This is a genomic window from Azospirillum aestuarii, from assembly GCF_016632405.1.
Taxonomy (GTDB): domain Bacteria; phylum Pseudomonadota; class Alphaproteobacteria; order Azospirillales; family Azospirillaceae; genus Azospirillum; species Azospirillum aestuarii.
This window is the reverse complement of the sequence record NZ_JAEPIV010000002.1, coordinates 455,412-467,810: the sequence shown is the minus strand read 5'-3', so window position 1 is coordinate 467,810 and position 12,399 is coordinate 455,412. Positions and strand designations below refer to the sequence as shown.

13 protein-coding genes are annotated in these 12,399 nt (G+C 67.5%); 11 read left to right on the top strand and 2 right to left on the bottom strand.

The window, feature by feature from the left end:
- Window positions 1-51 precede the first annotated feature (51 nt).
- Window positions 52-858, bottom strand: a complete 807-nt coding sequence (locus JJL56_RS06840) for a M48 family metallopeptidase (RefSeq protein ID WP_145622888.1) — start codon at window positions 856-858, stop codon at window positions 52-54.
- Between the two features lie 198 nt (window positions 859-1,056).
- Here JJL56_RS06840 and JJL56_RS06835 point away from each other — a divergent pair, with 198 nt between their 5' ends.
- The 9 genes from JJL56_RS06835 to JJL56_RS06795 all read left to right on the top strand — a co-directional run bounded on the left by JJL56_RS06835 (window position 1,057) and on the right by JJL56_RS06795 (window position 9,781).
- On the top strand, window positions 1,057-2,187 hold the full coding sequence (locus JJL56_RS06835; RefSeq protein ID WP_200484677.1) for a sensor histidine kinase: 1,131 nt from the start codon (window positions 1,057-1,059) through the stop codon (window positions 2,185-2,187).
- Window positions 2,188-2,394: 207 nt separating this feature from the next.
- Entirely contained in the window at window positions 2,395-2,787 is a 393-nt protein-coding gene (locus JJL56_RS06830) for a hypothetical protein (protein ID WP_145622886.1), read from the top strand.
- 314 nt (window positions 2,788-3,101) lie between these two features.
- Window positions 3,102-4,439, top strand: coding sequence for a sn-glycerol-3-phosphate ABC transporter substrate-binding protein UgpB (gene ugpB, locus JJL56_RS06825; RefSeq protein WP_145622885.1), 1,338 nt, complete (start codon window positions 3,102-3,104; stop codon window positions 4,437-4,439).
- 200 nt (window positions 4,440-4,639) lie between these two features.
- Window positions 4,640-5,524, top strand: coding sequence for a sn-glycerol-3-phosphate ABC transporter permease UgpA (gene ugpA / locus JJL56_RS06820; RefSeq protein ID WP_145622883.1), 885 nt, complete (start codon window positions 4,640-4,642; stop codon window positions 5,522-5,524).
- The gene (gene ugpE / locus JJL56_RS06815) at window positions 5,521-6,393 is read left to right on the top strand and encodes a sn-glycerol-3-phosphate ABC transporter permease UgpE (protein ID WP_145622882.1); all 873 of its coding nucleotides are present in this window, start codon (window positions 5,521-5,523) and stop codon (window positions 6,391-6,393) included. The genes ugpA and ugpE overlap by 4 nt, the downstream gene beginning before the upstream one ends.
- Window positions 6,394-6,396: 3 nt before the next feature.
- Window positions 6,397-7,470, top strand: coding sequence for a sn-glycerol-3-phosphate import ATP-binding protein UgpC (locus tag JJL56_RS06810; protein WP_145622881.1), 1,074 nt, complete (start codon window positions 6,397-6,399; stop codon window positions 7,468-7,470).
- A 48-nt stretch (window positions 7,471-7,518) separates the two neighbouring features.
- Window positions 7,519-7,953, top strand: a complete 435-nt coding sequence (locus JJL56_RS06805) for a VOC family protein (RefSeq protein WP_145622880.1) — start codon at window positions 7,519-7,521, stop codon at window positions 7,951-7,953.
- A 447-nt stretch (window positions 7,954-8,400) separates the two neighbouring features.
- Window positions 8,401-9,030: a calcium-binding protein gene (locus JJL56_RS06800; protein WP_145622879.1), complete on the top strand. Its 630-nt coding sequence runs from the start codon at window positions 8,401-8,403 to the stop codon at window positions 9,028-9,030.
- 241 nt (window positions 9,031-9,271) lie between these two features.
- Window positions 9,272-9,781 (top strand): hypothetical protein, encoded by a 510-nt coding sequence (locus tag JJL56_RS06795; RefSeq protein WP_200484675.1) that lies wholly within the window; start codon window positions 9,272-9,274, stop codon window positions 9,779-9,781.
- A gap of 22 nt (window positions 9,782-9,803) precedes the next feature.
- On the opposite strand, the gene JJL56_RS06790 is transcribed toward JJL56_RS06795, so the two are convergent.
- Window positions 9,804-11,240: a DEAD/DEAH box helicase gene (locus tag JJL56_RS06790; RefSeq protein ID WP_200484673.1), complete on the bottom strand. Its 1,437-nt coding sequence runs from the start codon at window positions 11,238-11,240 to the stop codon at window positions 9,804-9,806.
- Between the two features lie 462 nt (window positions 11,241-11,702).
- On the opposite strand from JJL56_RS06790, the gene JJL56_RS06785 reads away from it, so the two are divergent.
- A complete protein-coding gene (locus tag JJL56_RS06785; protein ID WP_247889226.1) occupies window positions 11,703-12,173 on the top strand; it encodes a Fur family transcriptional regulator in 471 nt (156 codons plus the stop codon).
- 5 nt (window positions 12,174-12,178) lie between these two features.
- The gene (locus JJL56_RS06780) at window positions 12,179-12,394 is read left to right on the top strand and encodes a hypothetical protein (protein ID WP_247889225.1); all 216 of its coding nucleotides are present in this window, start codon (window positions 12,179-12,181) and stop codon (window positions 12,392-12,394) included.
- The last annotated feature ends 5 nt before the right edge of the window (window positions 12,395-12,399 follow it).

Below are 12,399 nucleotides of genomic sequence, written 5' to 3'. Positions count from 1 at the left end.
GCCGGGAACGGTGGGGGAGGCGCACTCTAGCAGAGCCTCGGCGCGACCCCCTCACGGCGTTTCGGCATGACCGTCATTTGCAGGTGAAACCATTTCCGCTCCCTCGCCATACCGCAGCAGCCGCGTGCCGTTGGCCTTCAGCCAGAGGCGGGGCGTGCGCACATCGCCGGTCAACTGCGCGCACAGCGTCCAGAAGCGCTGGGAGTGGTTCATCTCGCGCAGATGCGCCACCTCGTGCCCCACCACGTAATCCAGCACCGCCTCCGGCGTCAGGATCAGCCGCCAGGAGAAGGAGAGCCGCCCGGTGGCGGAACAGCTTCCCCAGCGGCTCTTGGTGTCGCGCACGGTGACGGCGGCGACCCGCGCGCCGATCAGCGCGGCCTTGGCGCGCGAGCGTTCGGCCAGCTCGCGCCGCGCCTCCGCCATCAGAAAGTCGCGCACCCGGCGGGCGACATGCTCCGCCCGGCCGCCGACCAGGATCGCGCCGTCCTCCCGTCGCGTCGCCCCGCGCAGGTCGGGGCTGTGCCGGATGACGTGGTCGATTCCCAGATAGGGCACCGTCGCTCCGTCGGTGAAGGGAAGCTGCGGCGGCAGGGCGGCCAGCCGCGCCCGGACCCAGCCGTCGTGCCGCCCGACGAAGCGCAGCGCTTCCTCCTCCGGAACACCCACCGGAATCACCACCTGGATCAGCCCGCGTCCGGCGTCCACCCGCAGGGTCATCCGGCGGGCGCGGGCGCTTTCCCGCAGCTCCAGCGGCACGGGCAGGCCGGCGACGGCCAGGGCGCGCGGGGCCTTCGCGCGGGGAGCCTGGGGTTTGGCCTGGGTTTTGGAGGGGTGGGATTTGCGGCGGAAGAGCATACCTGACTTATAGCCCGCATGGCCGGCCGGGGCCAATGGGGCCGTTGTCCTTCACATTCAAACGGAATTTGTCCCAAGTGAGTTTTGCATGTGATATTTGACTTCGTAGGCCAAGTGGCCGAATAAATGCGCTGAAATCTCAGTGTAAGTGGTGAAGTCGTGGGCGAGTATACCGGTAAGAACTCAACCGAAAGTCATATGACGGATCGTGCGATCTGGCTTGAGGCTCTGATCTCCGCCAACGGCGCCGCTCACGCTCTGCTTGGGCTGGACGCGCGGCTTCTCGTGGTCAATCAGGCTTTCGCCGCTGCCTTCGGCTGCCTGCCGGAGGAGGTGGACGGCAGGGAACTGACCGAGCTGGGTGTTCCGGCGGCCATCGTCTCCCAGGTCGAGGCACAGGTCCGCCGTGTTGTCCTCACCGGGGTCCCGGTGTCGGCCTTTGGCCTGCTTCCCCGCGGCGAAATGGTGCTGAGCCCGGTGCGCGACGCGGACGGGGTGATCACCGCGGTCGCCGCCATCGCCGACACCAACGCCGCCGCGCTGGCCGCCGCCCGCGCCGAGGCCGAGCGGGCGAAGGCCGAAACCGAGCGGGTCCGCGAGGAGGCCGAGACGGGACGGACCGCCATCGGGCGCTTCCTGTCCGCCGCCAGTCACGACCTGCGCCAGCCCTTCCAGGCCATGCACCTGTTCCATCATCTGCTGATGGGGCGCCTGACCGATCCCGGCGCGCGCGATCTGGGCGAGAAGCTGGAAATGTCGATCGAGGCGGCGGAAGCGCTCCTGCGCGCCCTGCTGGACGTGTCGAAGCTGGAGGCCGGGCTGGTCCGGAGGCAGGTGCAGACCTTCCCCATCGACGAGACGCTGGGCCGCCTGCTCAACGAGTTCGCGCCGGAGGCCGACGCCAAGGCCCTGCGCTTCAACGTCCGCCCCGCGGACGCGGAGGTGAGCACCGACCCGGTGCTGCTGGAGCAGCTTCTGCGCCCGATCCTGTCGAATGCCCTGCGCTTCACCGAGTCGGGCGGCGTGCTGCTGGCGGCGCGGCGGCGCGGCGGGGCTCTGCGCATCGAGGTGTGGGACACCGGCATCGGCATCGCTCCCGCCGACCAGTCGGCGATCTTCGACGACTTCCGCCAGCTCGGCAACCCGAACCGCGACCGTCGGCACGGGCTGGGGCTCGGCCTCGCCATCGTCCGGCGTCTGGCGACTCTGCTGGGCCTGCCGGTCTCGCTGCGCTCGGTGCCCGGCAAGGGGTCCGTCTTCGCGGTGGAAGTCCCGCTGGCGGCGGAGAGCGCCGAGGAACTGCCGGTCGAGAACAGCAGCGCGGCGTGACGGGGCGGGGAGCCGCCTTTCCTCCTTCCCACCGAACGAACAGAGAGCGCCGTCCTCGCTTGCGCTTGCCGACCCGTCCATCGGCGCCGCGCCGGGCGTCGATGGAGCGCGCATACTTCCTCCGAAGGCCGGGGCCGTTCACGGCCCGCCGGCCCCGGCGTCATGGTCTGGGTGCGCCATGGGCGCGGCCTGGGATCGGAGGGAAGCATGCATCGCAAAGCAGGGTGCCGGCTGGCCGGTTGTCTGGCGGGGATGACGATGGCCGCCTTCGTCGTCCTGCCCGCCGCCGCGCAGACGACAAGCCTGGACTGGGACCAGCGCGGCTGTGTCTTCGGTCCCCGGCCCGGCCTGGACCGGCTGGTGCCCGGCTACAACCCCGGTGCGCAGCCCTACTACTGCCCGCCGCCCGCCGCGCTGTATCCCGCGCCGCCGGTCGCGGCCCCGACGGCGTCGCTCTATCTGTCGGCGCCGAGCCGGTCCTACTGCCTGCTGCGCTCCTCCGGCCTGATGGGGGACAGCCTGTCGCAACTGGCCGGGTCCCTGTGCCGGGACGACTCCGCGCTGTGGGCGCTCGCCCAAACATGGCACCCCGAGAGATGACGTAAAGGTGATAGTCCGTACTGATACGTACGGCTGATTGACAGCCTCCCCCTCTGTCCTTAAGGCTTGCAAAAAAGAAACACACATGCGGGGAGGAAAACCATCGATGCCGGCGCAACATCCGCCACCGCCTTAAGTCCCGTTCCATGCCTTACGCAGGATCAACGTTGCAACCGCGAGGAGCGGATGCGGCGCGCCCCTGCGCGCGTGTTCCGGACACGTCACCAAATCTTCACAAGACCGTCGCGGGACCGCAACCCGCGCCCTGCATGTCAGCACATCACGCAATCGATTGGTTCCAGGGAGAGACCACCATGCTGACCCGCCGCAAGCTCGCCGTCTCGACGGCCGCCTTCGCGCTCGCCGCCGGTTTCACCGGCGCCGCTTACGCCCAGCAGAAGACCGTCGTCGAATTCTGGCACGGCCTGCCCCAGCCGCTCGGCGGCCAGCTCGAGCAGGTGGTGAAGGGCTTCAACGACAGCCAGGACAAGGTCCAGGTCAACCCGACCTTCAAGGGCAGCTATCCGGAGACGATGCAGGCGGCCATCGCCGCCTTCCGCGCCGGCAACGCCCCGCACGTCGTGCAGATGTTCGAGGTCGGCACCGCCACCATGCTGTCCGCCGGCCCGGCCATCAAGCCGGTGCACCAGCTGATGAGCGAGACGGGGTCGGGGCTCGACGCCGCGGCCTACATCCCGGCGGTCCGGGGCTATTACAGCTCCAAGGACGGCAAGATGATGGCCCTGCCGTTCAACAGCTCCACCACCATCACCTTCTACAACAAGGACGCCTTCCAGAAGGCCGGGCTCGACCCCAACAAGCCGCCGGCGACCTGGCCGGAGGTGGCCGACGCGGCGCGCAAGCTGAAGGCGGCGGGCGTGACCTGCCCGATGACCTTCTCCTGGCCGACCTGGACGCAGTTCGAGCAGGTCGGCGCGCTTCACGACAAGCCCTTCGCGTCGGAGGCCAACGGCTTCGGCGGGCTGAACGCCACGCTGAAGATCAACGACCCGTTCTTCGTGAAGCATCTCCAGACGCTGATCGACCTGCAGAAGGAAGGCGCGCTGCGCTACGGCGGCCGCGACAACGCCGCGGACTCGCTGTTCCCGTCGGGTGAGTGCGCGATGATCCAGGCCTCGTCGGGCCTGCGCGGGCGCATCGTCAAGGAGGCCAAGTTCGCCTGGGGCGCGGCGCCGCTGCCCTACTGGCCGGACGCCATCGCCTCGCCGAAGAACTCGATCATCGGCGGCGCCGCCTTCTGGGTGATGACCTCGCCCAAGCGCACCGCCGACGAGTACAAGGCCGTCGCCGCCTTCTTCAGCTACCTCGCCCGTCCGGAGGTGGACGCCAAGTGGCACATGGACACCGGCTACGTCCCGGTGACGCTGCAGGGCTTCGAGCTGGCGAAGAAGGAAGGCTTCTACGACAAGAACCCCGGTGCCGAGGTGCCGGCGGAGCAGCTGACCCGCACGGCCACCACGGAGAACACCATGGGCCTGCGGCTGGGCAACCTGCCGGAGATCCGCAACATCATCCAGGAGGAGATGGAGCGGGCGTTCCAGGGCCAGCAGACCGCCCAGCAGGCGCTGGACAACGCGGTGAAGCGTGGCGACACGGTCCTGCGCAACTTCGAGCGCGCCAACAAGAACTGAGTGTTCTCTCCCCCTCCGCTCCGCTCACGCGCAAACTCCGTTTGCGCTGACGCGACAGGCGGACCTTTGGTCCGCCGAAAGCGGGGAGAGGGCAGGGGTGAGGGGCTTGTGCTTATGCCGGGCGTTCCGCGATGCACAACCCCCTCACCGGCCCTTCGGGCCACCCTCTCCCCGGAGGGGAGAGGGTTGAAAGGGATTCCATGCAACGTCGCGTGATTTTCGACAACAGGGCGTTGCCCTACCTGCTGCTGGCGCCGCAGGTGGCGGTGACGCTGATCTTCTTCATCTGGCCGGCGGCGCAGGCGCTGTGGCAGTCGGTCCACCTCCAGGACGCCTTCGGCCTGCGCAGCCAGTTCGTCGGGCTGGAGAATTTCCAGGCGGTGCTGAGCGACCCGAACTATCTGGAGACGGTCAAGACCACCATCGTCTTCAGCGCGTCGGTGACCCTCCTGTCGCTGGCCTCCGCGCTGGGGCTGGCGGTGCTGGCCGATGCGAAGATCCGGGCGGCGGCGGCCTACAAGACGCTGCTGATCTGGCCCTACGCGCTGGCGCCCGCCGTGGCGGCGGTGCTGTGGATGTTCATCTTCAACCCGGACATCGGCATCCTGGGCCGCGCGCTGAACAACCTCGGCTACGCCTGGGACTACCGGCTGAACGACGGGCAGGCGCTGACCATGGTCATCCTGGCGGCGAGCTGGAAGCAGGTCTCCTACAACTTCATCTTCTTCCTGGCCGGGCTGCAGGCCATCCCGCGCTCCGTCCTTGAGGCGGCGAGCATCGACGGGGCGGGGGCGGTGCGCCGCTTCTGGACGATCACCTTCCCGCTGCTGTCGCCGACCACCTTCTTCCTGCTGGTGGTGAACATCGTCTACGCCTTCTTCGAGACCTTCGGCACGATCCACGCCCTGACCCACGGCGGGCCGGGCAAGGCGACCGAGACGCTGATCTTCCGCGTCTACCAGGACGGCGTCGTCAACCACGACCTGGGCGGCTCCTCGGCGCAGTCGGTGATCCTGATGGTCATCGTCATCGCGCTGACCGCCATCCAGTTCCGCTTCGTCGAGCGCAAGGTGCATTACTCATGACCCGCGACCGCGCCAATCCGCGCTCCGGCGGGCGCCTGATGGACATGGTCCCGCACCTGATCCTGATGCTGGGCGTCCTGATCTTCGCCTTCCCGATCTACGTGACGGTCATCGGTTCGACCTGGGACGCCGCCACCATCGGGCGCGGCAACCTGCCGCTGACGCCGGGCGGGGAGATGCTGAACAACTACGCCTCGGCCTGGAGCGAATCGCAGGGCAACCGCGTCATGCACACGCCCGTGCGCATCATGATGTGGAACAGCCTCGTCATGGCGCTGGTCATCGCGCTGGGCAAGATCGCCATTTCGATCATCTCGGCCTACGCGGTGGCCTTCTTCCGCTTCCCGTTGCGCATGGTCTTCTTCTGGATGATCTTCATCACGCTGATGCTGCCGGTCGAGGTGCGGATCATCCCGACCTACGAGGTGGTGGCCAACCTCGGGCTGATCGACAGCTACGCCGGGCTGACCATCCCGCTGATCGCCTCGGCCACGGCGACGCTGCTGTTCCGGCAGTTCTTCCTGACCATCCCGGACGAGCTGGTGGAGGCCGCGAAGATCGACGGGGCGGGGGCGCTGCGCTTCTTCGTGGACGTGGTGCTGCCGCTGTCGCGCACCAACATCGCGGCGCTGTTCGTCATCCTCTTCATCTACGGCTGGAACCAGTATCTGTGGCCGCTGCTGATCACCAACAGCGCGGAGATGGAGACGGTGGTCATCGGCATCACCAAGATGATCGGCAACGGCGAGGCCGCGACCGACTGGAACCTCATCATGGCGACGACGGTGCTGGCCATGCTGCCGCCGGTGGCGGTGGTCGTGCTGATGCAGCGCTGGTTCGTCAAAGGCCTTGTGGACAGCGAGAAATAAGAAATGGCAACGGTCGATCTGAATCGGGTCCGCAAGTCCTACGGCGCCGTCGAGGCCATCAAGGGCATCGACATCGGCGTCGCGGACGGGGAGTTCCTCGTGCTGCTCGGCCCCTCGGGCTGCGGCAAATCCACGCTGCTGCGCATGGTCGCCGGGCTGGAGAGCATCACCGGCGGCGAGATCGCCATCGGCGGGCGGGTGGTCAACGGGCTGGAGCCCAAGGACCGCGACATCGCCATGGTGTTCCAGAACTACGCGCTCTACCCGCACATGAGCGTGTTCGACAACATGGCCTACGGGCTGAAAATCCGCGGCCTGCCCAAGGCGGAGATCCAGGCGCGCGTGGCGAAGGCCGCGGAGATCCTGGAGCTTGGCCGCTTCCTCGACCGCCGGCCCAGCCAGCTCTCCGGCGGGCAGCGCCAGCGCGTCGCCATGGGCCGCGCCATCGTGCGCGAGCCCGCCGCCTTCCTGTTCGACGAGCCGCTGTCCAACCTGGACGCCAAGCTGCGCACCCAGATGCGCGTCGAGATCAAGCGGCTCCAGGACCGACTGGGCATCACCAGCCTCTATGTGACGCACGATCAGGTGGAGGCGATGACGCTCGCCGACCGCATCCTGGTGATGAATCACGGGGTGGCGGAGCAGGTCGGCACGCCGCTGGAGGTCTACCAGCGCCCGGCCAGCCTGTTCGTGGCCGGCTTCATCGGGTCGCCGCCGATGAACGTGCTGGACGCGCGCTTCGACGCCGCCGGGCAGGGGGTGGCGCTGCCCGGCGGCACCGCCTTCCTTCTGCCGCGCCCGCGGCCCGACATGGCCGGGCGGCCGATCAAGCTGGGCGTGCGGCCGGAGCATCTGGCCGTCACGTCCGGCGACGGGCCGCTGATCGTCACGGTCGATCTGGTGGAAGCGCTGGGCGCCGACACGGTGGTCTACGGCCGCCTGCCGGACGGGGAGGGAATGGTGGTCCGAGTCGCCGGTCTGCCGTTCTGCCGCGAAGGCGAGACCCTGCGCGTCGGCGCGCCGCCCGACGCCCTGCACTTGTTCGATGCCGAGACGGGACGGCGTTTGGCGGATTGAGTTGGTTAGGGAACCACCAGCAGGGAGGGGGCGAAGGCCCCGACGAGCATGAACGCAACCAACCGCAAACCCGTTCCGCCCTTTCACCTCGCCTTCCCCGTCCGCGACAAGGAGGAGGCGCGCGCCTTCTACGCCGGCCTGCTGGGCTGCGGGGTGGGGCGGGAATCCGACCGCTGGATCGACTTCGACCTCTATGGCCATCAGGTGGTGGCTCATGTGACGGAGGAGGCCGGCAGCCGCGCCACCAACCCGGTGGATGGCGAGGAGGTGCCGGCCAGCCATTTCGGGGTGATCCTGGACTGGGACGATTGGCACGCGCTGGCCGACAGGCTGAAGGCCGAGGGGGTGCGATTCCTCATCGAGCCGCAGATCCGCTTCAAGGGCCAGGTGGGCGAGCAAGCCACCATGTTCTTCCTCGACCCGAGCGGGAACGCCCTGGAATTCAAGAGCTTCCAGGACATGGGGCAGATTTTCGCGCGGTGATGGCCGCGTAGGAATTTATCGTCTTTCAACGGAACGCTGGCCCTCCTCCCCATCGGGTGGAGGGCCTTTTCATGTCGACACGCGGCCGGTTCCTCGCTTCGTTCGTGTATCAATAGAAAGCAGGATGAAAATCGCCGACATAGGCATGTTGTTCTCTTCGCTGATTTCGTATTTTGATTTTGATTAGATAGGTAAGTAACGAAATTCGTGCTCTTGTGTGTAATTTATTGTTGTTGACTCTTTATTTGTCCCGTGACAGATCTCGTAGGGAGAGCATTCCACGTATTGTGTTCAATCATGTGCTGTTGTGTGCAGAACCGAGCGCAAGCTGGGAAGCCTCTGTTCGGAGACCATGATCGACCGATCCGGTGAAAACCAGCGGTCAGTCAAATGAAGAAATTTTCCGGACATTCATTGAAAGATGCATAAAATAAGTGGGGATTCGACATGAGCGTTATCAATGGAACGTCCGCGTCCGAAGTGATCGATCTGCGGGGATTGGTTCCTGGGCCGTACGAGAACGCCAACGGCTCCGCGGCGGGCGCCGGCAATGACACCGTGTATGGCAGCAGCTATCCCGACCTGATCCAGGGCGGGAGCGGAGCCGATCTTCTCTACGGCTTCAACGGAAACGACATTCTGGTCGGCGACGACGGCAACGACACGCTGTATGGCGGCAACGGGAGCGACAGCCTTCTGGCCAGCTCGGGGAACGATCACCTGCTGGGCGAAGCCGGTGACGACACGCTGTACGGCGGGGCGGGCAACGACGTCTATTATCATTCGGCGAATGGCGGCGTCGATCTCATCAACGACGACAAGTCGGAAGCCGGGATGCCAGGCTACGGCGGCGGCACGTCCGACGTCGTGTACTTCACCGATGTGACGATGGCCAATCTCGCCTTCTTCCGCCCGACGGGAAGCAACGACCTGTGGATCTCCAGCGTGGCCGATTTCAGCGACGGCTATCTGAATGATGGCGTGATCATCCAGGACTTCTATCTGGGTGGCAACAACACCATCGAGTATCTGTACAGCTCCGACTCCTACGCAGCCAATCTGACGACGCTGCTCTGACCGGGCCATCGCCACGAAACGACAAAGCCGCCGCGGCGATCGCGGCGGCTTTTGTTCGATGGGCAAGGAAATGGTTCGATGCCATCGGCATTTCCTTCACCCTTGCCGGGAAAATTCGGCCCACGCCCCTCCCCCTTCCGCTTCGGCGAGCGCCTGCGGTCAGGCGTCGCTGGGGATGGCATGGAAACTGCTACAGAGAAGGTTGTCGAAAAGGGATCGAAGATCAACCAGGGAGTGCTTCATGAGCAGCCTGTCCGTCTCCGCGCCGGGATATGGTCCGTCGGGCGCGTACGCACTGAACGGTGGCGCGGTCACCCGCTTTTCGGCGGCGACCAAGGCCACGCCGGACATGATGGCGCGGGTCGGGGTCGGCGATTCCGCCTTTCAGCAGCAGATGAGGATCGCCGGCGACCCGAACGCCGTGGACCCGGCGGTCGCGGCCCGCAGCCGCGCCGTGCAGGCCCACACCGTGTTCCGGCAGGGCGGTCAGGTCGTCGCCGCCGTCTGGCGGGACGGGCAGACGCAGATGAGCAACGGGCTTGCGGCGCGGCTCGACTGGACCGCGCTGGAGCGGCAGACCGCGGCCCTGTCCGAAGCGCAGCGGCGGGATGTGATCGCCGCTGCCATCGCGAAACAGCTTGGAGGAAGCGCCCAGATCCAGCGCTACGGTGACAGCGGCGCCGCGCCGACCCGTGGCGCGGTGATCGACGAGCAGGCCGCGGCGAATCGGACGGCGCGCGGCGGGCGGTGACCCCGCCGCGCGCCCGGCAGGATCAGGCCGCGGACCGCTTGTTCCCGCCCGGCTGACCGCCGTGCGGGGCGGGGCGGCGGTTGTGGCGGTTCTGCTGGTTGGCCGACACCTTGGCCTTCAGCGGCTGGTCGCCGGTGGCGCCGGCAACCCGCGCGCCCTGGGGCGCCTGCGGCTTCGCGCCCTGGGCCTTCGGTGCCTGAGCCCTTTGGCCCTGCGGCTTGCCGCCACCCGGCTGCTGCTGGGGCTGGCCGCGGCCCGGACGGGGCTGCTTGGGCGCCGGCTTCGGCGGCTTGGCGGAGGAGGCGTGGATCGCCGCGACCACCGACGCGTGGTAGGGGTGGTCGTGGTCCGCCGGAACCGGCTGGCGGATGGTCTTCTCGATGGCCTTCAGATAGGCCACCTCCTCCGCGTCGCAGAAGGACACCGCGCTGCCGTCGGTGCCGGCGCGGGCGGTGCGGCCGATGCGGTGGACGTAGCTTTCCGGCTCGTTCGGCAGGTCGAAGTTGATGACGTGCGTGATGCCGTCGATGTCGATGCCGCGCGCCGCGATGTCGGTCGCCACCAGCGCCTTCAGGTCGCCGCTGCGGAAGGACTCCAGCGCCCGCACGCGGGCCGACTGCGACTTGTCGCCGTGGATCGCGTCGGCCGGGACGCCGGCCTTCTTCAGATGGTCGGCGATGCGGTCGGCGCCGTGCTTGGTGCGGGCGAAGACGATCGTCCGCTCCATGGCGCCCTCCTGGAGGAGGTCGGCGAGCAGGCGGCGCTTGTCGGCGCGGTCCACGAACAGCACGCGCTGGGCGATGCGCTCCACCGTGGTGGACTGCGGCGCCACCTCGATCCGCTCGGCGTCGGTCAGGATGCTGTGCGCCAGCTCGACCACGGCTTCCGGCATGGTGGCGGAGAACAGCAGGGTCTGGCGCTGCTTCGGCAGGACCGCGACCACCTTCCGCACGTCGCGGATGAAGCCCATGTCGAGCATGCGGTCGGCCTCGTCGAGAACGAAGATCTCGACCTGGTCGAGCACGCACTGCTTCTGGGCCATCAGGTCCAGCAGGCGGCCCGGCGTCGCCACCAGCACGTCGATGCCGCGGGCGAGTGCCGCGACCTGCGGGCTCTGCCCGACGCCGCCGTGGATCACCGTGCGGCGGATCGGCAGGTGCCGGCCATAGGTGCGGAAGCTCTCGCCGATCTGCAGCGCCAGCTCGCGCGTCGGCGTCAGGATCAGCGTGCGCGGCGCCTTGGCCTGCGTCCGCTTCTTGTTCTGGAACAGCCGCTGGAGGATCGGCAGGGTGAAGGCGGCGGTCTTGCCGGTGCCGGTCTGGGCGAGGCCGAGCACGTCGCGGCCTTCCAGAAGAACGGGGATGGCGCCGGCCTGGATCGGCGTGGCGGTCTGGTAACCCTCTTCGGCGACGGCGCGCAGAAGGGGCTCGATCAGGCCGAGGCCACTGAATTCGGTCATACGGGGAGGGTCCTGGTCACGTGAACAGAGGCTGCACCTGGGCCGTGCCCGGACATTGCCGGGGCGGCGTGGCTTGGGGCGCTCCGCCGCGGGAGTGCGCGGAGCCATCAATTCACCGTGGGAAGGCGCAAGCGGCGCCGGTACCGGGACGACGAGGAGCCGGCAGCCCCAAAGCAAAATCGACCGACCACACATAGGCGGTGGGGCGGCTTTTGGCAAGCAAACAAGGACCTTGGCCGGGTTTCGGACCGGAAATGTCCCTGTGCCGGGCTGCCGTGGCGGAGGAGAGTGGGGGCGGGGGCGCCGCTTTGCACGAAGTGCGGCTTTTTGCCGCGTGAATTCCCGGACAAAAAAACGGGGTATAGGATTGCGAATGAATTTCAGTATTATGGTTGGCGCTGCAGCATGGCGCCCCGGATCGCGGGGGGCGGTGCCGGAACGGATGGCAAAGGCGGTGGGGCAATGACGTCGCGTCTCGAATCCTTGTGCCTGGAAAAGGGACTGAAGATGACCGGCCAGCGCCGGGTCATCTCCCAGGTCCTGTCGGAGTCGGAGGACCATCCCGACGTGGAGGAGGTCCACCGCCGCGCCGTCCTGATCGACCCGCGCATCTCCATCGCCACGGTCTACCGGACCATGCGCCTTCTCGAAGACGCGCAGGTGATCGAGAAGGTGGACCTGGGCGACGGGCGCGCCCGCTATGAAGAGGCGTCCACCGACCATCACCACCACCTGATCGACACGCGCAGCGGGCGGATCATCGAATTCGCCAGCCCGGAGCTGGAGGCGCTGAAGGAGCGCATCGCGCGGGAGCTGGGCTACCGCATCGTCGGTCACCGGCTGGAAATCTACGGCGTTCCGCTCGACGGCGAGTCTCTCGACGGCGGCAACACCCTGGACGGCAACGCTGCGGATGGCGGGGAGCGTCGATGAAAAGCATGCGCTGGTTGACGATCGACCCCTACCCGGCGGTGACCCTGAATTGCCGCGACGCGGTCCAGCGCTGCTACGCCGGCCTGTGCGACTGCGGCCAGCCGGAGCGTTACGCGCTGGAAGCGGCGGTGACCGTCTTCCGCTACCACCATCCGGAAACCCCGCCCTTCCAGGCGGAAACCATCGTCAGCCAGTGGGTGGCCGGTCCGGTCCGCCACTGACCGCC

Excerpts from the sequence above, each read along its gene's own strand:
- JJL56_RS06840 (WP_145622888.1), bottom strand. The coding sequence starts at position 858 with ATGCTCTTCCGCCGCAAATCCCACCCCTCCAAAACCCAGGCCAAACCC.
- JJL56_RS06835 (WP_200484677.1), top strand. The coding sequence starts at position 1,057 with ATGACGGATCGTGCGATCTGGCTTGAGGCTCTGATCTCCGCCAACGGC.
- JJL56_RS06830 (WP_145622886.1), top strand. The coding sequence starts at position 2,395 with ATGCATCGCAAAGCAGGGTGCCGGCTGGCCGGTTGTCTGGCGGGGATG.
- ugpB (WP_145622885.1), top strand. The coding sequence starts at position 3,102 with ATGCTGACCCGCCGCAAGCTCGCCGTCTCGACGGCCGCCTTCGCGCTC.
- ugpA (WP_145622883.1), top strand. The coding sequence starts at position 4,640 with ATGCAACGTCGCGTGATTTTCGACAACAGGGCGTTGCCCTACCTGCTG.
- ugpE (WP_145622882.1), top strand. The coding sequence starts at position 5,521 with ATGACCCGCGACCGCGCCAATCCGCGCTCCGGCGGGCGCCTGATGGAC.
- JJL56_RS06810 (WP_145622881.1), top strand. The coding sequence starts at position 6,397 with ATGGCAACGGTCGATCTGAATCGGGTCCGCAAGTCCTACGGCGCCGTC.
- JJL56_RS06805 (WP_145622880.1), top strand. The coding sequence starts at position 7,519 with ATGAACGCAACCAACCGCAAACCCGTTCCGCCCTTTCACCTCGCCTTC.
- JJL56_RS06800 (WP_145622879.1), top strand. The coding sequence starts at position 8,401 with ATGAGCGTTATCAATGGAACGTCCGCGTCCGAAGTGATCGATCTGCGG.
- JJL56_RS06795 (WP_200484675.1), top strand. The coding sequence starts at position 9,272 with ATGAGCAGCCTGTCCGTCTCCGCGCCGGGATATGGTCCGTCGGGCGCG.
- JJL56_RS06790 (WP_200484673.1), bottom strand. The coding sequence starts at position 11,240 with ATGACCGAATTCAGTGGCCTCGGCCTGATCGAGCCCCTTCTGCGCGCC.
- JJL56_RS06785 (WP_247889226.1), top strand. The coding sequence starts at position 11,703 with ATGACGTCGCGTCTCGAATCCTTGTGCCTGGAAAAGGGACTGAAGATG.
- JJL56_RS06780 (WP_247889225.1), top strand. The coding sequence starts at position 12,179 with ATGCGCTGGTTGACGATCGACCCCTACCCGGCGGTGACCCTGAATTGC.